General features: G+C 46.9%; 18 protein-coding genes. 14 read left to right on the forward strand and 4 right to left on the reverse strand.

Going from position 1 to position 20,863, the window contains the following annotated elements; all coding sequences use genetic code 11:
* Window position 1: 1 nt before the first annotated feature.
* Together mreC and HMPREF2872_RS00935 are read right to left on the reverse strand one after the other, a co-directional pair.
* Window positions 2–844, reverse strand: coding sequence for a rod shape-determining protein MreC (gene mreC / locus HMPREF2872_RS00930; protein WP_070630521.1), 843 nt, complete (start codon window positions 842–844; stop codon window positions 2–4).
* 11 nt (window positions 845–855) lie between these two features.
* Window positions 856–1,893 carry a rod shape-determining protein gene (locus tag HMPREF2872_RS00935; protein WP_070630524.1) on the reverse strand — a complete coding sequence of 346 codons (1,038 nt, stop codon included), beginning with the start codon at window positions 1,891–1,893 and terminating at the stop codon, window positions 856–858.
* A gap of 223 nt (window positions 1,894–2,116) precedes the next feature.
* Here HMPREF2872_RS00935 and gatC point away from each other — a divergent pair, with 223 nt between their 5' ends.
* The 6 genes from gatC (at window position 2,117) to HMPREF2872_RS00965 (ending at window position 8,283) form a co-directional block, all read left to right on the forward strand.
* Window positions 2,117–2,407 carry an Asp-tRNA(Asn)/Glu-tRNA(Gln) amidotransferase subunit GatC gene (gene gatC, locus HMPREF2872_RS00940; RefSeq protein WP_003685110.1) on the forward strand — a complete coding sequence of 97 codons (291 nt, stop codon included), beginning with the start codon at window positions 2,117–2,119 and terminating at the stop codon, window positions 2,405–2,407.
* Window positions 2,408–2,558: 151 nt separating this feature from the next.
* The gene (gatA, locus tag HMPREF2872_RS00945; protein ID WP_070630526.1) at window positions 2,559–4,007 is read left to right on the forward strand and encodes an Asp-tRNA(Asn)/Glu-tRNA(Gln) amidotransferase subunit GatA; all 1,449 of its coding nucleotides are present in this window, start codon (window positions 2,559–2,561) and stop codon (window positions 4,005–4,007) included.
* Between the two features lie 15 nt (window positions 4,008–4,022).
* Entirely contained in the window at window positions 4,023–4,898 is an 876-nt protein-coding gene (locus tag HMPREF2872_RS00950) for a VirK/YbjX family protein (protein WP_070630528.1), read from the forward strand.
* Between the two features lie 28 nt (window positions 4,899–4,926).
* On the forward strand, window positions 4,927–5,547 hold the full coding sequence (locus HMPREF2872_RS00955) for a trimeric intracellular cation channel family protein (protein WP_070630530.1): 621 nt from the start codon (window positions 4,927–4,929) through the stop codon (window positions 5,545–5,547).
* Window positions 5,548–5,648: 101 nt separating this feature from the next.
* Entirely contained in the window at window positions 5,649–7,199 is a 1,551-nt protein-coding gene (gene gatB / locus HMPREF2872_RS00960; RefSeq protein WP_083311710.1) for an Asp-tRNA(Asn)/Glu-tRNA(Gln) amidotransferase subunit GatB, read from the forward strand.
* A gap of 79 nt (window positions 7,200–7,278) precedes the next feature.
* Entirely contained in the window at window positions 7,279–8,283 is a 1,005-nt protein-coding gene (locus HMPREF2872_RS00965; protein WP_070630532.1) for an FAD-binding oxidoreductase, read from the forward strand.
* A 234-nt stretch (window positions 8,284–8,517) separates the two neighbouring features.
* Here the strand turns inward: HMPREF2872_RS00965 and HMPREF2872_RS00970 are convergent, their stop codons facing one another.
* The gene (locus tag HMPREF2872_RS00970; RefSeq protein WP_070630535.1) at window positions 8,518–10,626 is read right to left on the reverse strand and encodes a LysM peptidoglycan-binding domain-containing protein; all 2,109 of its coding nucleotides are present in this window, start codon (window positions 10,624–10,626) and stop codon (window positions 8,518–8,520) included.
* A 156-nt stretch (window positions 10,627–10,782) separates the two neighbouring features.
* On the opposite strand from HMPREF2872_RS00970, the gene HMPREF2872_RS00975 reads away from it, so the two are divergent.
* The 5 genes from HMPREF2872_RS00975 to HMPREF2872_RS00995 all read left to right on the forward strand — a co-directional run bounded on the left by HMPREF2872_RS00975 (window position 10,783) and on the right by HMPREF2872_RS00995 (window position 15,749).
* Entirely contained in the window at window positions 10,783–11,442 is a 660-nt protein-coding gene (locus HMPREF2872_RS00975; protein ID WP_070630536.1) for a class I SAM-dependent methyltransferase, read from the forward strand.
* 43 nt (window positions 11,443–11,485) lie between these two features.
* A complete protein-coding gene (mutM, locus tag HMPREF2872_RS00980; RefSeq protein WP_070630545.1) occupies window positions 11,486–12,313 on the forward strand; it encodes a bifunctional DNA-formamidopyrimidine glycosylase/DNA-(apurinic or apyrimidinic site) lyase in 828 nt (275 codons plus the stop codon).
* 64 nt (window positions 12,314–12,377) lie between these two features.
* The gene (locus HMPREF2872_RS00985) at window positions 12,378–13,163 is read left to right on the forward strand and encodes a 1-acylglycerol-3-phosphate O-acyltransferase (RefSeq protein WP_003685330.1); all 786 of its coding nucleotides are present in this window, start codon (window positions 12,378–12,380) and stop codon (window positions 13,161–13,163) included.
* 188 nt (window positions 13,164–13,351) lie between these two features.
* Entirely contained in the window at window positions 13,352–14,089 is a 738-nt protein-coding gene (locus HMPREF2872_RS00990) for a redoxin family protein (protein ID WP_003685261.1), read from the forward strand.
* A 253-nt stretch (window positions 14,090–14,342) separates the two neighbouring features.
* Window positions 14,343–15,749, forward strand: coding sequence for a dihydrolipoyl dehydrogenase (locus HMPREF2872_RS00995; protein WP_049351464.1), 1,407 nt, complete (start codon window positions 14,343–14,345; stop codon window positions 15,747–15,749).
* 73 nt (window positions 15,750–15,822) lie between these two features.
* On the opposite strand, the gene HMPREF2872_RS01000 is transcribed toward HMPREF2872_RS00995, so the two are convergent.
* Window positions 15,823–16,953 carry a PilT/PilU family type 4a pilus ATPase gene (locus HMPREF2872_RS01000; protein ID WP_070630538.1) on the reverse strand — a complete coding sequence of 377 codons (1,131 nt, stop codon included), beginning with the start codon at window positions 16,951–16,953 and terminating at the stop codon, window positions 15,823–15,825.
* Window positions 16,954–17,157: 204 nt separating this feature from the next.
* Between HMPREF2872_RS01000 and HMPREF2872_RS01005 the strand changes: the two genes are divergently transcribed.
* From HMPREF2872_RS01005 to lepB, 3 genes are all read left to right on the forward strand, one after another.
* A complete protein-coding gene (locus tag HMPREF2872_RS01005; protein WP_070630539.1) occupies window positions 17,158–17,859 on the forward strand; it encodes a 5'-methylthioadenosine/adenosylhomocysteine nucleosidase in 702 nt (233 codons plus the stop codon).
* 132 nt (window positions 17,860–17,991) lie between these two features.
* Complete coding sequence (gene lepA / locus HMPREF2872_RS01010) at window positions 17,992–19,785, forward strand: translation elongation factor 4 (protein WP_070630541.1); 1,794 nt, start codon at window positions 17,992–17,994, stop codon at window positions 19,783–19,785.
* Complete coding sequence (lepB, locus tag HMPREF2872_RS01015) at window positions 19,785–20,804, forward strand: signal peptidase I (protein ID WP_070630543.1); 1,020 nt, start codon at window positions 19,785–19,787, stop codon at window positions 20,802–20,804. Before lepA ends, lepB begins: the two co-directional genes overlap by 1 nt.
* Window positions 20,805–20,863 lie beyond the last annotated feature (59 nt).

Consider the following 20,863-nt stretch of genomic DNA (forward strand, 5'->3'; position numbering starts at 1 on the left):
ATCAGCGTGGGGAAGAAGGGGCGGAAGAAAGTACCAAGACAAAACGGCTGCTGCGTAAAGCGGCCAAAGGCGTCAGTTGCGTATCGTAATAAGGCGTTCCCGATGCACGGACAACCTTGCTGACGGTTGCAACGGGAATACCTGCCGGATAAGTACCGTCCAAACCGGAAGTCAGCAGAACATCGCCGGGTTTCAAGTCGGAGCCGGTTGGGAAATAGCGCAAATCCAAACCGTTACCATTGCCGTATGCCAAGTTGCGTTCACCGGTGCGGCTGACGGCTATGGGGACAATGCTTTGTCCGCCTGAAATCAACCCAATTTCCGCACTTTGTGTGTGAACTTGTGTCAACAGGCCAATCAAACCGCTTTGATCGATGACCGCGTCGCCAACTTTCAAACCGTCTTGACTGCCCTTGCCGATAATCAGTCTTTCGGAAAGCGGATCTTTGCCATTGGAAATGACTTCCGCGCCGATAACGTTGTGAATGCCTTTTTGTTGTAAACCGTATAGTTTTTTTAATTCGCGCAATTCATCGGTATTGACTTTATCTCGCTGCAAATCAATTTTCAGACGACCATTTTCTTCCAGAAGTTGGCGGTTTTGTTCCAAGAGCTCGGATTTAGACTGGGAGAGGTCGGCAAAATATTGATAAAGTTGAACAGGTTGATTCGCCAGCCATTGAACAGGATAGAGCATAGGCATTACTGCCGCACGTATAGGCTGCATTAATGAAAAGCGGTAATCGGCCACAATCAGGCCGGTAGCCAGAGCGATATAAACGACAAAACGAGGCAACAGCTTAGGGCCTTTTGCCTCGTCAAAGCGCAAAGAAGAGTGTTCCATAACCATCTACCTTATGGGTTTTCCGTAAACACGGTATCCCATTTGCCGATATAGTCCAAAGCCTTACCGGCACCATAGGCAACGCAGTTCAGAGGTTGGTCGGCAATACCGACGGGCAGGCCGGTTGCATCGGCTAAGACGGTATCGATACCGTGCAGAAGCGCGCCGCCGCCGGTCAGCATAATACCGCGGTCGGCGATGTCTCCTGCCAATTCGGGTGGAGCCTGTTCCAAAGCCAGACGGACGGCACGGATGATTTGATTTACCGTTTCACTCAATGCTTCACGGATTTCATCTGAAGTAACTGCCAAGGATTTAGGCGTACCTTCGGCCAGATCGCGGCCTTTAATGCGCATGGCTGTTTCGGTTTCAAAGCCCGAGGCCGAGCCGATTTGTTTCTTCAATTCTTCGGCCGTAGCTTCGCCAATCAAGACACCGCGATGGCGGCGAAGGTAATGGATGATGCTTTTATCGAATTCATCGCCAGCTGCGCGGACAGAAGCAGAATAGGCCATGCCGCCCAGTGAAAGAATACCGATTTCAGTCGTACCGCCGCCAATATCGACAATCATCGAACCTGCCGCATCTTCAATCGGCAAGCCCGCGCCCAAAGCGGCGGCCATCGGTTCTTCAATCAAATGTACGCTTGCCGCTCCGGCAGCAAACGCCGAATCCAAAATCGCTTTACGTTCCACTTGGGTGGAGCCGCCCGGAACACAGATAACCACACGAGGCGGAACCAAAGACCGTCCTTCGGTGGCTTTTTTAATCAACATACCCAGCATACGCTCGGTAATTACAAAATCGGCAATCACGCCGTCCCTCATCGGGCGGACGATTTCGATATTGCGCGGCGCACGACCCTGCATTTTTTTTGCTTCCGTGCCTACCGCCATAATTTTACTTTTATTGCCTGCGCCGGATTGAATCGCAACCATAGACGGCTCATCCAAAACAATCCCTTTGCCACGTACAAAAATCAACGTGTTGGCCGTGCCCAAGTCGATGGCAATATCATTGAAGAGGAAACGAGATAAAAGACGAAACATAGGATTCCTGAAATTCCGGCCCAGCCCGGATGTGTTTAGCATTATTAAAATAAGAAAAACAGGTACACGGTTTTAGACGGATAAATGCCCCCTTAAAAGGCCGTCTGAATTAAAACACCATGCCAACCTGTTTGGTTTTCGGTTATAATTCTTCGCTTCATAGAAGACGAAATGCAATGATACCCCAAACCAAAGAGGCATTGCTATCAGACAAGGATTTTTTATGGCTTTAAGCTTAAATGATGTGGAAAAAATCGCAAAACTCTCGCGCCTCACTTTAACGGACGAAGAAAAAAACAAAACGCTTGCCGAGTTGAACGACATTTTCGCCATGGTTGAAAACATGCAAAGCGTCAATACCGACGGCATCGAACCCATGGCGCATCCGCATGAAGCCGCTTTGCGCCTGCGCGAAGATAAAGTGACTGAAACCGATCACGCTGCAGAATATCAGGCTGTTGCCCCCGAAGTGCGCAACCGCCTGTATATCGTTCCTCAAGTGATTGAAGAATAAGGTTTCAGACGGCCTTTGCTTATCGGCAAGCCCCTATTGCAAGGCCGTCTGAAAGGATATTCTGTTCAGACGGCCCGATTTATTGATTTAAACGGATGTTTTCAATATCTGTTTTGAAAGCAAAAAACTGTTTTATAGAAAGTACGGCACAATGACCGCTTACACGCTCAAACAAGCCAGCAGCCTGCTGCAATCCAAACAAATTTCTGCAGTCGAATTGGCGACCGAATATTTGGCTGCTATTGCTGCGAAAAACCCTGCCATCAATGGCTATGTGACCATCGATCAAGATAAGACCCTTGCTGAAGCCAAAGCAGCCGATGCGCGTATCGCGGCCGGTAATGCAACGGCTTTGACCGGTGTGCCGGTTGCTTACAAAGATATTTTCTGCCAAACAGGTTGGCGCAGTGCATGTAGTTCCAAAATGTTGGATAACTTTGTTTCTCCTTATACTGCCACTGTGGTGCAAAACCTGTTGGATGCCGGCATGGTGACTCTTGGCCGTACCAATATGGACGAATTTGCCATGGGTTCGACCAATGAGACTTCGTTCTACGGCGCAACCAAAAACCCATGGAATCTTGAACATGTTCCCGGCGGTTCGTCAGGCGGTTCGGCTGCTGTGATTGCGGCTCGTTTGGCACCGGCTGCGTTGGGTTCGGATACCGGCGGTTCTATCCGCCAGCCTGCATCGCATTGTGGCATTACCGGCATCAAACCGACTTACGGTACGGTTTCACGCTTCGGTATGGTTGCTTATGCTTCCAGCTTTGACCAAGCTGGCCCTATGGCGCAAACGGCCGAAGACTGCGCGATTTTGTTGAACGCCATGGCCAGCTTTGACGAGCGCGATCCCACCAGTTTGGAGCGCGACAAAGAAGACTACACCCGTGATTTGGACAAGCCGCTTAAAGGTTTGAAAATCGGTTTGCCTAAAGAATATTTCGGCGAAGGCGCGGATGCCGATGTTCAGACGGCCTTGCAAAGCGTTATTGATTTGCTTAAAGCTCAAGGCGCGGAGACTGTTGAAGTTTCCCTGCCGCAAACATCATTGTCGATTCCTGCTTATTATGTTCTCGCCTCCGCGGAAGCAAGTACCAACTTGTCCCGTTTCGACGGCGTACGTTATGGCCATCGTGCAGCGCAATTCGGCGATTTGGAAGAAATGTACAGCAACACCCGTGCCGAAGGTTTCGGCAGCGAGGTCAAACGCCGTATCATGATCGGTACTTATGTATTGAGCCATGGTTACTACGATGCGTACTACTTGAAAGCGCAAAAACTGCGCCGTCTGGTTGCCAATGATTTTCAAACGGCCTTTGGTCAATGTGATTTCATTTTGGCGCCGACTGCGCCGACTGCCGCGCCTAAACTCGGCAGCGACATTCACGACCCTGTACAAATGTACTTGTCCGATATTTACACCATCGCCGTGAACCTTGCCGGTTTGCCTGCACTGACTCTGCCTGCCGGTTTCAGTACAAACGGTCTGCCGATTGGTGTGCAATTTATCGGCAACTATTTCTCCGAAGCCAAAATTTTGGGTGCCGCACATCAAGTTCAACTGAATAGCGATTGGCACACTAAAGCGCCGGAATAAGGGTAGGGAGCCTATATGCCTGAAAAGTTTTCTTTTCCGGGATTTAAAACTGTTTATCAGAATGCGCCAAAGTTTAAAACGCAACATTTAAAATTTACATTGCGGACATTGTGGTATCGTAAAGAAATTAAGGCATTTGAGCAGTTTGTAAATGCTTCGGAAATATGCCAAAGTTTTTTTAGTCAAATGCCCCAAGATGCCTATCCTTTGATACATGAGTTTGTTGATAAGAAACTTAGTGGTCAAGATAGGTTAAAAATTATGCAGTCAGATTTTGAGGCTGCAGAAAAGCTGTTTGGAAAAGAAAGAGTAATGGGTATGAAAACCCGTTCCTTTCATATTATTTTGGCAAAACCTTCAGACGGCCTTGAGATTTGGCTTAACCGAAATGACAATTGCGTCGATGAGGGAATGTGGTCTCTTTCTTTACGAGAAAGCAATGGAAGACGTCTGTATATGACAACATTCGCCTTTGTAAATAATATGCTGCTTGCAGCCTCCCTTCAGGGACCAGCAGGAGAAGAGGCGAAAGATACCGTACGGGATTTAACTAAGAAGCTACATGGATTGCGTCCTCAGCAATTGATGGTGCATGCATTGCAATATTTTGCTATTGCATTAAAGCTGGATGGTGTGATTGGTATCACACAAGATAGGCAAGTTAAGCTACGTTGGCGCTTGAAGAAACGTGTCAAAATGAACTATGACCAATTTTGGCAGGAGCATGGTGCTCAAAAAGGTGTTGATGGATTATGGCATCTTCCAAAAGAGCCGGTACGTAAAAATTTTGAGGAAATTGAAAGCAAAAAACGGTCTATGTATCGTAAGCGTTATCAGATGTTAGATGAAATCGAAGAGCAAATAAGAAATGGTTTAGCGCCTATAAAATAAACTATCATCTGATGAATAAAACATATATATGAATACAACCAACTTCATTCAAATCATTGGGACAGCTGCGTTTGCCATTTCCGGCTATTTGGTCGGCTACAACAAGCAATTGGATGTACTCGGTGTCGTCATTACGGCGTTACTGACGGCTGTTGGCGGCGGCATGATACGCGATGGTTTGGTCGGCCGGATTCCGCAAGTGTTTTTGAAAACCGATGCGTTGATTGTTGTGTTTGCCACGCTTGCCATTGCATGGTTGATAAGGGTGCAACGCTATCGCAGCACCTATTTGGCCGCTGCTTTTATTATTGCCGATGCCATCGGTTTGGCAGCTTTCAGCATTACCGGCGCACAAATCGGTATGGCCTTGCAGCTCAATTTGTTTGGCGTTATTTCTTTGGCTTTTGTGACTGCCGTTGGCGGCGGTATTGCGCGCGATATTTTGGTCAATGATGTGCCGATGATTTTGCGCACCGACCTTTACGGCAGCGTAGCCATTTTGATTGGCGGGCTGATTTATCTGTTCGGGCATTTGGGCTGGATTAATATTTTTACGTTAAACCTGCTCTTTGCCGGCGGATTGTTGTTTCGCCTGACTGCATACCGTTTCCATTGGCAACTTCCCGGGTTCCAACGCTGCAGGAAATAAACTTATCTTACAGACGGCCTCTTATGGATTTCTTATTCAGGCCGTCTGAAAAACGAATCACTCATTTAACCGATTAACTTTTTTTCGACAGAAAGACCCTTATGACTTGGGAAACCGTAATCGGACTGGAAATCCACGTCCAACTCAACACCCAATCCAAAATCTTCAGCGGCGCATCCACTGCATTCGGTGCCGAGCCTAATGCCCACGCCAGCGTGGTTGAGTGTGCGTTGCCAGGCGTATTGCCGGTAATGAACCGCGAAGTCGTCGAAAAAGCCATCAAACTCGGTTTGGCTTTGGATGCGAAAATCAATCAGAAAAACGTGTTCGACCGTAAAAACTATTTTTATCCTGATTTGCCAAAAGGCTATCAAATCAGCCAGTTGGATTTGCCGATTGTTGAACACGGCAAACTGGAAATCGTAGTAGGCGATGAAGTTAAAACCATCAATGTTACCCGTGCGCACATGGAAGAAGATGCGGGTAAATCCGTACATGAAGGTTTGAACGGTGCTACTGGTATTGACTTGAACCGTGCCGGTACGCCTTTGTTGGAAGTTGTCTCCGAGCCGGAAATGCGTTCCGCAGCCGAAGCCGTGGCATACGCTAAAGCATTGCATGGTTTGGTAACTTGGTTGGATATTTGCGACGGCAATATGGCGGAAGGCTCGTTCCGCGTCGATGCCAACGTTTCTGTACGTCCAAAAGGTCAGGCTGAGTTCGGTACACGCCGTGAAATCAAAAACCTCAACTCTTTCCGCTTCTTGGAACAAGCCATCAATTATGAAGTGGAAGCGCAAATCGAAATCTTGGAAGACGGCGGTAAAGTACAGCAGGCAACCATGCTGTTTGACCCTGAAAAAGGCGAAACCCGTGTGATGCGTTTGAAAGAAGATGCGCACGATTACCGCTATTTCCCGGATCCGGATTTGCTGCCGGTTATTATTTCAGACGGCCAATTGCAAAAAGCCAAAGAGCAAATGCCTGAGTTGCCGCATGAAATGGCGGCGCGTTTTGTCGCCGATTACGGCGTATCTGACTATGATGCACGTCTGTTGACTGCCAGTCGCGCTCAAGCTGCCTATTTTGAAGAAGCGGCCAAAGCCTGTGGTCAAGGTAAATTGACAGCAAACTGGATGAATGGCGAGCTTGCTGCTACTTTGAACAAAGAAGGTTTGGAATTGGCTGAAAGCCCGATTACGGCCCCATGCCTAGCTGCGCTGGTGGGTAAAATAGCCGACGGCACATTAAGCAGCAAACTGGCGAAAAAAACTTTTGAAATAATGTGGGAAGAAAAGAGGCTAAATCAGTTATCAGATGAACTTGATAAAGAAATAAATGAAATTAATCTTGAATATCAAGAGTATAATATGGAGCTGGATAAAATTAATGCCGAAATCGATGCATTAGAAATTGAATTGGATAAACTAATTAAATTAATTGAAAAACATGGTTTGCAACAAATTACTGACACTGGTGCAATTGAAGCGATGGTAGACGAAGTGTTGGCAAACAATGCGAAAGCCATTGAGCAATTCCGTTCCGGCAATGAAAAAGCCTTGAATGCGATTGTCGGCCAAGTGATGAAAGCAAGTAAAGGCAAGGCTAATCCGGCTCAAGTTCAAGAGCTGATTAAAGCCAAATTAGCTTGATAGATAGGACAGGCCGTCTGAAAACAGGTTTATTTTCAGACGGCCTTTATTTTTGATTTTAAAACTATTCTAAAATACCATGACACATACTATTACCTTATCAGATCAAATCACATTTATGGCAAACGAGGATGAAACCGTTCTTGCTGCCGCGACCCGTCAAAATTTAAATCTGCCCCATTCTTGTAAAAGTGGTGCCTGCGGACAATGCAAGGCCGAGTTGATGAGTGGCGAATTTGAAATGGGCGATCATATTGATAAAGCCATCAGCGCCGAAGAAAAAGCGCAGGGTAAAGTGTTATTGTGCTGTACTACTGCGAAGAGCAACCTGAAAATCAATGTGCCGGGGTTTAATCCGAATGCTTTGCCGGTGCGCACTTTGCCTGTACGCATCGAAACGATTGAAATCAAACATGATGTTGCTTTGTTGAGGTTGGCTTTACCTAAAGTGCCGTCATTTGCATTTTATGCCGGACAATATATTGATTTGCTGCTTCCCGGCAATATCAGCCGCAGCTATTCAATCGCCAATTCGCCTGACCAAGAAGGTGTTTTAGAACTGCATATCCGTAAACGTGAAAACGGCGTATGTTCGGAAATGATTTTTGGTGCCGAGCCGAAAGTCAAAGAAAAAGGTATTGTCCGCGTTAAAGGTCCATTGGGTACGTTTACTTTGCAAAAGGACAGCGATAAACCGATTGTTTTGTTGGCAACGGGTACAGGTTACGCACCTATCCGCAGTATTTTGCTTGATTTGATTCATCAGAATAGCGAACGTCCGGTTCATTTCTACTGGGGGGTACGTCAGCAGGAGGATTTGTACGCATTGGAAGAAGCAGAAGCATTAATAGGCCGTCTGAAAAATGCAAAATTCTCGCCTGTCCTTTCTAAGCCTGATTCCGATTGGAAAGGGGAGAATGGATATGTGCAAAACGTTGCCGCACAAAATTATCCTGATTTGAGCCAATATGAAGTTTATGCTTGCGGGTCACTAGCTATGACAGAGAGTGCACAAAGTTTGCTGACTCAAAAATGTGCTTTACCGGAAGATGCCTTCTTCTGTGATGCTTTTTCACCGGCATAATGATGTTTATACAGAATTTATATGTTTGAATGCAGGTGTTAAGAGTAAAATTTGATGGCAATCTGTTTGAGAAAGAGTGTGTTTTTGCACACTCTTTTTTCTATGTGGTAGTTATTGCATAGATATTTATGGCTTGAAGAGATAGCTATTTTGTTTTTAAAAATTGAATTTATTATTTATCATAAAGAAAAGGCCGTCTGAATGTTTCAGACGGCCTTTGCTTTGAAGCAAGTATTAGCTACCGATCAGTTTCAAACGTTGACCAGGAGTCACAGTACGGGTATTGCGGTTCCAACGGCGGATATCATTAACATCAACATTGAAACGGTTGGCGATGGTGTTCAAAGTATCGCCTTTGCGTACAGTGTAGGAAACGTTTTGAATCGGGTTGCTGCGGACTTTTGCAGGAGCAGCTGTGACCCGAAGGATTTGGCCTTTTTTGATATTGTTGCCTTTGATGTTGTTGGCAATAATCAAATCAGCTACGCTCAAGTTGTAACGTTTGGAGATGTTAAACAGCGTATCGCCATCTGCCACGCGGTGTGTGCCTGCTTCAAGTGCTGCAGTTTGTGTGTTTTGTTGACCGTTTACACGGGCAAGACGCGCATTGATGCGGCGTTGTTGTTTAGCGGTATTGGCTGCGATACGTGCGGCACGAGCACTTTCGGCAGTGACAACAGTTTGAACTTGTTTGGCTTCAGGAGTTGCTTCAGCGACAGTCGCTACAGGTTCCTCTGCAGGTCGGCTTTGTACCAAAGCCATCAGGTCATCATGCTCTTCTTGAACCGGCGCAGCAGCAACAGATTCAACTGCTAGAGCAGGGGCTACATCGTTTGCGGCAACAGTCGGTGCAGTCAAGTCGGCAGGGATAGCTGCTTTGGGTGCTTCTGCAACATTTGTAGCAGCAGGATCAGAAGTAGTATGGGGCATGGCTACAACAGGGGCAGCTACATCCGCATTTGCAACTTGAGGCTGCGCCTTGGTTTCTGTTACCGCTACGGAAGTAACGTTTTCAGCTTTGCTGCGTGCAATAAAGTCAACCGGTTTGCTGGACTGTGGAACGACAGGAGCAACAATATTGGTCACGGTATTTTGAGCTACTCTAACCGGTTCTGCTACGTTGGAAGCAATAATCGGAGACATGGCCGGCATATTGGATTGGTAAGTATCCGGCGTATTGTCTTTGTCGATAAAGTTAATAATGTCTTGGCTTGGGGTAGCTGAGTTTTTAGCCACCAAAATGCTGCGGCCTTCAGAAATGGCGCTACCGCTCAGGCCGTTGAGGCGTTTGAGTTCGGCTACGCTCATGCCGGTATCGTTGGCGATGGCATTAAGTTTTTTGTTGCCCAAAGAGGTATAAATATCCCAAGATATCAGGGTATCTGGATTGGCATTGCGGTAGTTTTTCTCAAATGCAGAAACCGCAGAAACTGGCAACAACAGACGACGGTTGTTTTTAGGGATAAATACTGGGGCATTGAAACCTGGGTTGAGTGCCAACAGTTCGCTTTCGCTGATGTTTGCAAAGCGAGCGATTGTGCTGTTATCAATAGGTTTGTCGATGCTGACAGATTTGAAATACGGTTGATTGCTGATTTCGCTGATATTCATGCCGAAAGTTTGCGGGTTGGCAACGATGTTGCGGACGGCCAAAAGTTTTGGAACGTAGTTGCGTGTTTCATTCGGCATACGCAGGTTTTCGTATGTCGGCTCCAAACCTTGCGCACGGGCACGGTTTACGGCGCGGCCGACGTTACCTTCGCCCCAGTTGTAAGCGGCAAGGGCCAAAGACCAGTCGCCGAACATACCGTGCAAGTATTGCAGGTAGTTCAGTGCGGCATCGGTAGCGGCGTAAACGTCGTGGCGGCCGTCATATAAAGGCGTTTTTTCCAAGCCGAAGTGGCGGCCAGTAGCCGGCATAAATTGCCACAGGCCGGATGCGCCGACGTGTGATTTGGCTTTGGTTACGAATGCGCTTTCAATGAAAGGCAGCAAAGCGATTTCAGCAGGCATATTGCGTTTTTTAACTTCATTGGCAATATGGTACATATAAGGTTTGCTGCGGGAGATGGTGCGGTCGAAATATGCACTATTTGCAGCAAATTTGTTTTCATGGCGGCGAACCAGTTCTGTATTGACTTCGTTGATGCGGAAGTCTTTACGCAACGATGCCCACAAGCTACCAGAGCCGAAGGTTTGTGCTTTGGCTTGGTCGAGCAGGGAGGAGTTGAGGCGCATCATGGCCATGCCGACTTGGTTGGGCGTGGCGTTTTGCGCGTAGGCTGTGGCGGAAACTGCCGACAGGCTTGAAACGGTCAGAGCGATGGTTTTTAGTTTTGCCATAGTAAATAGAGTTATCAAATATATAATAAAATTTCGTCTTTTCGATGGTATCGTTTCAGCATTCAAACGTCAAGTCGAGCAGGGAATTTGCTTGTATGATGTGGTCGTGGTGTTAAAATTCTGTCACACAAGCCAGAATGCATAGGGGAGTCTTTAATGGAAGTTTTTTTTATGCAAACGCCAATGGGACAATATCTTGCTCAAAAAGAGGCGGATTTTTTCAGACGGCATTTGCAATATTTGAATGGCCAAGTGGCAGTTCAATTAGGCGGTATATGGCAGAGGCCGTCTGAAAATATGATTGTGGTGCCGCGCGATGTGCGGATGGATGCTGAAATGTTGGCATTTGAAACGCATTCTGTGGATGTATTATTGATGCCCCATCTTTTGGAAATTTCATCTGCCGATTTGGTGTTGCAAGAGGCATTTAGGATATTAAAACCCGAGGGCAGGTTGATTTTGACGGGATTTAACCCTAAATCTTTGTGGGGATTGAGCTCGTGGTTTGATGGCAAAAGATTGCCTATGAAATCTCAATGCTTGGCGCTGGCTGAGTTGAAACGAAAAATTGCCGCTATTGGTTTTGAAATGGAATATGGGCAGTTTATGGATTATCTGCCTGCTGTGAATTCGCCATCTGCTTTGCGGTTTTGGCGGTTTATGGAAAAGGCGGGGGATAGGTGGTGGCCTCAATGTGCGGCGGTTTATGGTGTGGTTTTAACGAAACATTTAATTGGTGTCCATCCTTTGCCTGAATTGGAATCTGCATTCGATGGCAATACGGTTGCTTTAAGTACGGCACGTTTGGCTGAATAGTTTTCAGACGGCCTATATATAATGATGAATTTGGAGACTAATGATGCCTGAATTACCTGAAGTGGAAACGACTTTACGCGGAATCGCGCCGCATATTGATGGCAAGAAGATAGAAAAAGTCATTATTCGCCAGTCTAAATTGAGATGGCCTATCCATCCAAACTTGGCGCAAATTTTGGCCGGGCGCAAAATTTTGGCATGCAACCGTCGTGCGAAGTATTTGATTATTACTTTTGAAACGGGTATTTTACTTATTCATTTGGGTATGTCCGGCAGTTTGCGGATTTTTACCGCCGATGATGAGCGTATCGCCACACCGGATAAACACGATCATTTGGATTTTGTATTTGATGACGGTACCGTATTGCGTTATCACGATCCGCGTAAATTTGGTGCGGTATTGTGGTATGAGGGTATTGCCGAGCATCATCCGCTGTTGGAAAAACTGGGGCCGGAGCCGCTCTCGGACGATTTTGATGCAAATTACCTGTATCAGAAATTGAAAAACCAAAAGCGAGCAGTTAAATTAGCGCTGATGGATAATGCGGTGGTGGTTGGCGTTGGCAATATTTATGCGAATGAAAGTCTGTTTAAGGCAGGTATTTCGCCATTGCGTCCGGCGAATAAGCTGACCAAAAAAGAATGCGCATTATTGGTGGAAACCGTTAAAGCGGTTCTGCAAAGGGCGATTGAAACCGGCGGCAGTACGCTGCGAGACTTCGTTAATAGCGATGGAAAAAGCGGCTACTTTCAGCAGGAGTATACGGTCTATAGCCGTCACAATGAGCCTTGTGTCCAATGTGGCGGGCTGATTTTTAAAGAAACTTTGGGGCAGCGTGGAACATTTTATTGTCCAAATTGCCAGAAATAGTTTCAGACGGCCTTAAATGTCAGAGGCCGTCTGAAAATAATGAACACAATACAGAAGAAATTTTATGTCTAAACAAAAAGCTCCTTTTTTTAAACGACTGGGCAGACTTTGCCGTTTGGCAGCTTGGTTATTCAGAACCGGTCGGGATTTGCGTGCCATCGATGGCAACAATGCAGAGGAACGCAATCACGCTGTGGTTGTTTTGGGAAAAGGTGCGTTGGATGCTTTGGATATCGAATTGGAAATCGGCGTACCGCCGCAAGGAAATGTGAGCGGTACTTTGGTGGTGGCCAATCATGTGTCTTGGTTGGATATTTTTGCCATGAGTGCCGTTTATCCGAGCAGTTTTATTGCGAAACAGGAAATTAGCGGCTGGCCGGTTTTGGGGAAAATGGGTAAAAATGCCGGCACGGTGTTTATTAAGCGCAATTCCCGCCGTGATATCGAGCCGATTAATCAGGCGATTTGTGCGGCATTGAAAGCAGGGCAAAATGTCAGTTTCTTTCCCGAGGCACGCACTTCTTCTGGCTTGGGTATTTTGCCGTTTAAAGCAGCCCTGTTTCAATCGGCTATTGATGCGAAAGCGCCGATTCAGGCAGTAACTTTGCGATATTATGATGGCGAAGGACAACGGACGGATCTGCCATCCTATGCGGAGGTAAACCTGTTTCAGTCTTTATGGCGTATTGTTTCTATGAAGAAAATCCGTATCCGTTTGGATTTCTCGCCTCAATACAAACCGACAGACATGCCGGATAAAGACCGCTATGTTTTGAAGGATATTGCGGAAACAGCCATCGGTGAAATTGTGGCTTCGGATTCTCCCGTTCAGCCCTTACCTAAAAAATAATTTCAGTCAGGTACTTGTTTTATTTCAGACGGCCTCCATTTAAAGAAACAGCTGTTTTCGGTTTAATTGAATTGATAGTTTAATGTAATTAATATTATTTGAACTATAAATTATACAAATCGATAGGCCTGCATTAGAATGCAAGCATTGATTCATTTCTCAAACCCGAATTTTTAAGGAGCTTAAAAATGGCTTTGCAAGATCGTACCGGTCAAAAAGTACCTTCCGTAGTATTCCGCACTCGCGTTGGCGACACTTGGAAAGATGTTTCTACTGATGATTTGTTCAAAGGCAAAAAAGTAGTCGTGTTCTCTCTGCCTGGCGCATTTACTCCAACTTGCTCTTCTTCTCATCTGCCACGCTACAACGAATTGTTTGGCGCGTTCAAAGAAAACGGTGTTGACGCAATCTACTGCGTATCTGTAAACGACACTTTCGTAATGAACGCTTGGGCTGCTGAAGAAGAAGCTGACAACATCTACATGATTCCTGATGGCAACGGTGAATTCACTGAAGGCATGGGCATGTTGGTTGGCAAAGAAGACTTGGGCTTCGGTAAACGCTCTTGGCGTTACTCCATGCTGGTTAACGACGGCGTGGTTGAAAAAATGTTTATCGAACCTGAAGAACCAGGCGATCCTTTCAAAGTGTCTGACGCTGACACTATGTTGAAATTTATTGCTCCCGAGTGGAAAGCTCAAGAGTCTGTTGCCATCTTCACCAAACCTGGCTGCCAATTCTGTGCTAAAGCTAAAAAAGCTCTGCAAGACAAAGGTTTGTCTTACGAAGAAATCGTATTGGGCAAAGATGCAACTGTTACTTCCGTACGCGCTATTACCGGCAAGATGACTGCTCCTCAAGTATTCATCGGCGGCAAATACATCGGCGGCAGCGAAGACTTGGAAGCTTACTTGGCTAAAAACTAATTGCCTGTATGCTTAAGACGGCTTGAAAAGGCCGTCTGAAAGACCCAAATATAGAGTTATTCAAACGACGTTTGCAAATCGGCGTTCTGAATAACTCTATATTTACAAGTAGAATTTGAGATTATTGTTTTAAATCGATATTTAGGTATTGGCTATTAATTTTTAGATTTTGATAGTTTATGAAGTTTAGGCCGTCTGAAAACGGATAACCTGATGGCAATATCGGTTTGGATATAGACAGTAAGGATAAAATATGAAAAAGATTCAAGCAGATGTGGTAGTACTGGGTGGCGGTACAGCCGGTATGGGCGCATTTCGCAATGCCCGACTTCATACAGACAATGTTTACCTGATTGAAAACAATGTATTCGGAACAACTTGTGCACGTGTCGGCTGCATGCCGTCCAAATTGCTGATTGCGGCTGCGGAAGCGCGCCATCATGCTCTGCATACCGATCCGTTTGGCGTACATTTGGATAAAGACAGCGTAACGGTAAACGGCGAAGAAGTCATGCACCGCGTGAAGTCCGAACGCGACCGTTTTGTCGGTTTTGTAGTCAGCGATGTAGAAGAGTGGCCTGCCGACAAGCGTATTATGGGTACGGCAAAATTTGTTGATGAACACACCGTCCAAATTGATGACCACACTCAAATTACTGCAAAAAGTTTTGTGATTGCCACCGGTTCGCGCCCTGTGATTTTCCCACAGTGGGAAGTTTTAGGCGATCGCTTGATTGTGAACGATGATGTTTTTTCTTGGGATACCTTGCCTAAGAGTGTGGCCGTGTTCGGCCCTGGCGTAATCGGCTTAGAGTTGGGTCAGGCTTTGCACCGTTTGGGCGTAAAAGTTGAGATTTTTGGCGTAGCCGGTGCGATTGGCGGTATTTCCGATCCTGTTGTCGCTGAAGAAGCCAAAACCGTTTTTGGTGAAGAGTTGACTTTGCATTTGGATGCCAAAACCGAAGTCAAATTGGATGCAGAAGGTAATGTTGAAGTTCATTGGGAACAAGATGGCGAAAAAGGTGTGTTCCATGCCGAATATGCTTTGGCTGCCGCCGGTCGCCGTCCGAACGTGGACAATATCGGTTTGGAAAACCTGAATATCGAAAAAGATGCGCGTGGCGTGCCTGTTGCCGATCCGTTGACCATGCAAACCAGCATTCCGCATATCTTTATCGCAGGCGATGCGTCCAATCAATTGCCTCTGCTGCATGAAGCTTCCGACCAAGGCAAAATTGCCGGCCACAATGCCGCTATTTTCCCGAATATTGAGGGCGGTTTGCGCCGTAGCGTAATCGGCGTGGTATTCACCAGTCCGCAAATTGCCACTATCGGCTTGAAATACGCGCAAGTTACGGCGAAATATCAGCCTGATGAGTTTGTCATCGGCGAGATTTCCTTCCGAAATCAAGGCCGCAGCCGCGTTATGTTGGTCAACAAAGGCCATATGCGTTTGTATGCTGAGAAAGCGACCGGCCGTTTCATTGGTGCGGAAGTTGTCGGCCCTGCTGCCGAACATTTGGCACACTTGATGGCTTGGGCGCATCAAATGAAGATGACGATTCCGCAAATGCTGGATATGCCGTTTTACCATCCGGTTATCGAGGAAGGTCTGCGTACTGCATTGCGTGATGCCGATGCAAAATTGAAACAGGCTTGATTATTTGATGGAATAAAGGCCGTCTGAAACTCGTAGTAAGGTTTCAGACGGCCTTTTCTATGCTTTGAAGACGTTAAATCAATTCTAAATCCGGACCGGCATTTTGCGCACGACGGCTTCGTAATTGAATGTCTAGGCGCAAGTCATGGGGGGAGTCGGCATTTTTAATAGCGTCTTTATAGCTGATATCGCCGTTTTCATACAAATCATACAAGGCTTGGTCAAAAGTGATCATGCCCATGCCGGTTGATTTTTTCATCATTTCTTTGATGTTGTGGACTTCGCCTTTTTGAATCAAGTCGGCAATAATCGGCGAATTGAGCAAAACTTCGACCGCCGCCACACGACCCCGTCCGCTTTCACGGGGAATCAGTCTTTGTGAAATAAAGGCTTGCAGGTTGAGCGACAAGTCCGTCAGCAACTGGGTACGGCGCTCTTCGGGGAAGAAGTTGATGATGCGGTCGAGCGCTTGGTTGGTATTGTTGGCATGTAGTGTCGCCATACACAAATGGCCGGTTTCCGCGAAGGAAATAGCGTAGTCCATGGTCTCGCGGTCGCGGATTTCGCCAATCAAGATAACATCCGGTGCTTGGCGCAGGGTGTTTTTCAGCGCAATCGGCCAATTTTCGGTATCTACGCCGATTTCTCGTTGGGTGATGATGCAGTTTTTGTGTTGGTGGATAAACTCAATCGGGTCTTCGATGGTGATAATGTGGTCGAAGCTGTTTTCGTTTCGATAGTCGATAAGGGAGGCGAGGGAAGTGGACTTGCCCGAACCTGTACCACCGACAAAAATAATCAGGCCGCGTTTTCTGAGGGCGATGTCTTTCAGAATAGGGGGCAGATTGAGCGTTTCAAATTTCGGGATATTACTGGTAATGGAGCGGAACACTAAAGCTGTTGCACCGCGTTGAACCATGGCATTGACACGGAAGCGACTGGTATCGGGCAGGCTGATGGCGAAGTTGCATTCGTTGGTGGAAGAAAATTCTTCGATTTGTTTGGAAGACATAATCGAAAAAGCGATTTCCATACATTTTTCAGCACTCAACGGTTCATCACTCAGTCGCGTAATTTTGCCGTCCACTTTCATGGCCGGCGGGAAATTGGTGGTAATGAAAAGGTCGGAGCCTTTGTATGTGTTCATATGGTGTAGCCAAGCGAACAATTCTTCTTTTGCACCCGGAGTATTTTCGTCAAACATAAGAATTTAGATAGTTAATATATAAGTTATTTCATTGAGAATAATTATAACAGAAGCAACCATTATTTGCTGTTTGCCAGATCGAGCGTCAATCTGTTTTAAATTGAGTGTCGTTCTGGGAATATAGCAGATTTTTCAGTATCCCTGTGATTTTAAATTCTGCTGTTATAATGTTGCCCGATTAGTGAATGGAAAGGTAACGAGATGTCAGTACAAACAATTGCCGTGGTCGGCGCAATGGAGCAGGAAATCGAGCTTTTGCGTGAAAACATGGCCAATGTCAAGCATGTGTCCTTCGGTAAATTCTCGGCGTATGAAGGCGAGTTGGCAGGAAAACGCATGGTATTGGTTTTGAGCGGTATCGGTAAGGTTAATGCAGCGGTTTCGACTTCTTGGGTCATTCATCAGTTTGCACCGGATTGTGTTATTAATACCGGCAGTGCAGGCGGTTTGGGCAAGGGCCTGAAGGTCGGCGATGTGGTTATCGGCGAAACTGTGGCGCATCATGATGTTGATGTAACGGCTTTTGGTTATGTTTGGGGGCAAGTACCGCAACTTCCTGCTGTGTTTGCATCGGATGAGAACTTGATTCGCCAAGCAGAAAAGGCGGCACAAGTGTTTGAAGGTGCGTCCGTAACGCAAGGCTTGATCGTCAGTGGCGACCGTTTTGTGCACAGTAGCGAAGGTGTTGTGGAAATCCGCAGCCATTTCCCTGACGTAAAAGCAGTGGAAATGGAAGCCGCGGCGATTGCGCAGACTTGTCACCAGTTGGAAGTGCCGTTTGTAATTATTCGCGCCGTATCCGATTCGGCAGATGAGAAAGCGGACATCAGCTTTGAAGAGTTTTTGAAAACGGCGGCCGTCAGCTCGGCGAAGATGGTTACCGAGATTGTCAAATCGCTATAAAATCATGCAGAAACGTTGAATTTCCGTTAGAATACGGAACGATTCAACCTTATTCTAAGGCCGTCTGAAAACCGAATCCCTGTTTTTTCAGACGGCCTTTCCGACTTTAATTGCATTTATCTTAATAACAATATGAAAAACATACGGAATTTCTCCATTATTGCCCACATCGACCACGGTAAATCGACACTTGCCGACCGTTTTATCCAATACTGCGGCGGCCTGGATTTGCGCGAAATGAGTACGCAGGTACTCGATTCCATGGACATCGAAAAAGAGCGCGGCATCACTATCAAAGCGCAAACCGCCGCGCTCAACTACAAAGCACGCGACGGACAAGTATATCAGCTCAACCTGATTGACACGCCGGGACACGTCGACTTCTCTTACGAAGTCTCCCGCTCGTTGTCCGCCTGCGAAGGTGCGCTTTTGGTCGTTGACGCATCGCAAGGCGTGGAAGCACAAACCGTGGCGAACTGCTATACCGCGATTGATTTGGGCGTGGAAGTCGTGCCTGTTTTGAACAAAATCGACCTGCCTGCCGCCGACCCCGACCGCGTGGAACAGGAAATCGAGGACATCATCGGCATCGATGCCGTCGGCGCGGTGCAATGTTCCGCCAAAAGCGGCATCGGCGTGGAAGACGTTTTGGAAGAAATCGTTGCCAAAATCCCCGCGCCGACCGGCGATGAAAACGCGCCGCCGCAAGCCGTTATCATCGATTCGTGGTTTGACAACTACGTCGGCGTGGTCATGCTGATCCGTGTGAAAAACGGCACCATCAAGCTGAAAGACAAAGTGCGCTTTATGAGCACCAAGGCGGAAACTCAGGTTGAGCAACTGGGCGTATTCACACCGAAATCGGTTCAAAAACAAGAACTCAAAGCCGGCGAAGTGGGCTTTTTGATTACCGGCGTGAAAGAATTGGGACAGGCAAAAGTCGGCGACACGGTTACTTTGGTTGCCAACCCCGCCTCTGAGCCGCTGCCCGGCTTCCAAGAAGTGCAAAGCCAAGTATTCGCCGGCCTCTACCCCGTGGAAAGCCACGACTATGAAGCCTTGCGCGATGCGTTGGAAAAATTGCAGCTGAACGATGCTTCGTTGAAATTCGAGCCTGAAGTTTCTCAAGCATTGGGCTTCGGCTTCCGTTGCGGCTTCTTGGGTCTGCTGCACTTGGAAATCGTGCAGGAACGCTTGGAGCGCGAGTTCGACATGGATTTGATTACCACCGCGCCGACGGTGGTTTACGAAGTCGTGTTGAAGAGCGGCGAAAAAATCGAAGTCGAAAACCCGTCCAAACTGCCCGACATCGGCAGCATCGAAACCATTCTCGAGCCGATTATTACCGCGACCATCCTCGTGCCGCAGGAATACGTCGGCAACGTTATGACTTTGTGTAATCAAAAGCGCGGCGTACAGGTCAATATGCAATACATGGGCCGTCAAGTCATGCTGACTTACGACTTGCCCATGAACGAAGTCGTGATGGACTTTTTCGACAAACTCAAATCCACTTCGCGCGGCTATGCCTCGCTGGACTACCATTTCAAAGAATTCCAACCGTCTGATTTGATTAAGCTCGACATCATGGTCAACGGCGAAAAAGTCGATGCATTGAGCCTGATTGTGCACCGTCAAAGCGCCGTTCACCGAGGCCGCGAACTGGTAGCGAAAATGCGCGAACTGATTCCGCGCCAAATGTTCGACATCGCCGTCCAAGCCGCCATCGGCAGCCAGATTATCGCCCGCGAAAACGTCAAAGCCCTGCGTAAAAACGTCTTGGCGAAATGTTACGGCGGCGATATTACCCGTAAGAAAAAACTTCTTGAAAAACAAAAAGCAGGCAAACGCCGCATGAAACAAGTGGGCAACGTGGAAATCCCGCAAAGCGCGTTCTTGGCGATTCTGCAAGTGAGTGATAAATAATGAGTATAAATCTGACTTTAGGCGCAATCGTTGTACTGCTGGCCGGCTTGGTCCTCAACTTCAAAAGCAGTAAAGAGCGTCAGGAAAACGGCGAATGGAGCTCCGGCCTGCAATGGAGTTATCTCTTGTGCATGGTCGGCGTATTCGGCATTTTGTCCGAATTTATGAGCTTTACCGCCGTATTGCTGGTGTTTGTCGTGTTCACCGGTATTGTTTGGGCAATCCATAAAGGCCGTCTGAAAAAAAGCGAGACCGGCGAAGACAATGCGCATTTTACCGACTATATGGGCGGCTTTTTCCCTATCATCTTGGTTATCTTTGTGTTGCGCAGCTTTATTGCCGAGCCGTTCCAAATTCCGTCCAGCTCCATGCGTCCGGGCTTGGTAAAAGGCGATTTTATCTTGGTGAACAAATTTTCTTACGGTATCCGCCTGCCGATTTTGAATAAGGTCATTATCCCTGTCGGCAACATTGCCAGAGGCGATGTCGTGGTGTTCAATTATCCACTTCAGCCTGAGATGAATTACATCAAGCGCATCGTCGGTATTCCGGGCGACGTTGTGGAATACCGTGATAAGGTTTTGACTATTAACGGTGAAATTATTTCCGAAAAACCAAACGGCAATTATCAATACGCAGATGATACCGATCCGTCTATGATTCATACGCTTGAGCGTTTTCATACGGCCTTAAACGGCAAAAACTTTGATGTGGTCAAAGAGGCCAGTCAACCTTCCGTATCTATTGCTGTATTGAACAAATACATCTCCGAAGTGATGTCTGAAAGCAATTACTCGCTTGAAACAAGCGGTTTGGAAAATTGCGAATATGCAGAAGACGGTAATGGCTTTATCTGTAAAGTTCCTGAAGGCCGTTATTTCGCGATGGGCGACAACCGCGACAATAGCGCCGATTCCCGTTACTGGGGATTTGTTGATGACAAACTAATCGTCGGTAAAGCCTTTTTCGTTTGGATGAACTTTGGCGAACTCAGCCGTATTGGTACCAGTATCCAATAAGCAATAACAGATTAAAAGGCCGTCTGAAATTTTGAACTGCACCCCAAAAGTTGGACATC

Origin of the sequence: Neisseria sp. HMSC069H12 (assembly GCF_001812735.1) — a bacterium.
Taxonomy (GTDB): Bacteria; Pseudomonadota; Gammaproteobacteria; order Burkholderiales; family Neisseriaceae; genus Neisseria; species Neisseria subflava.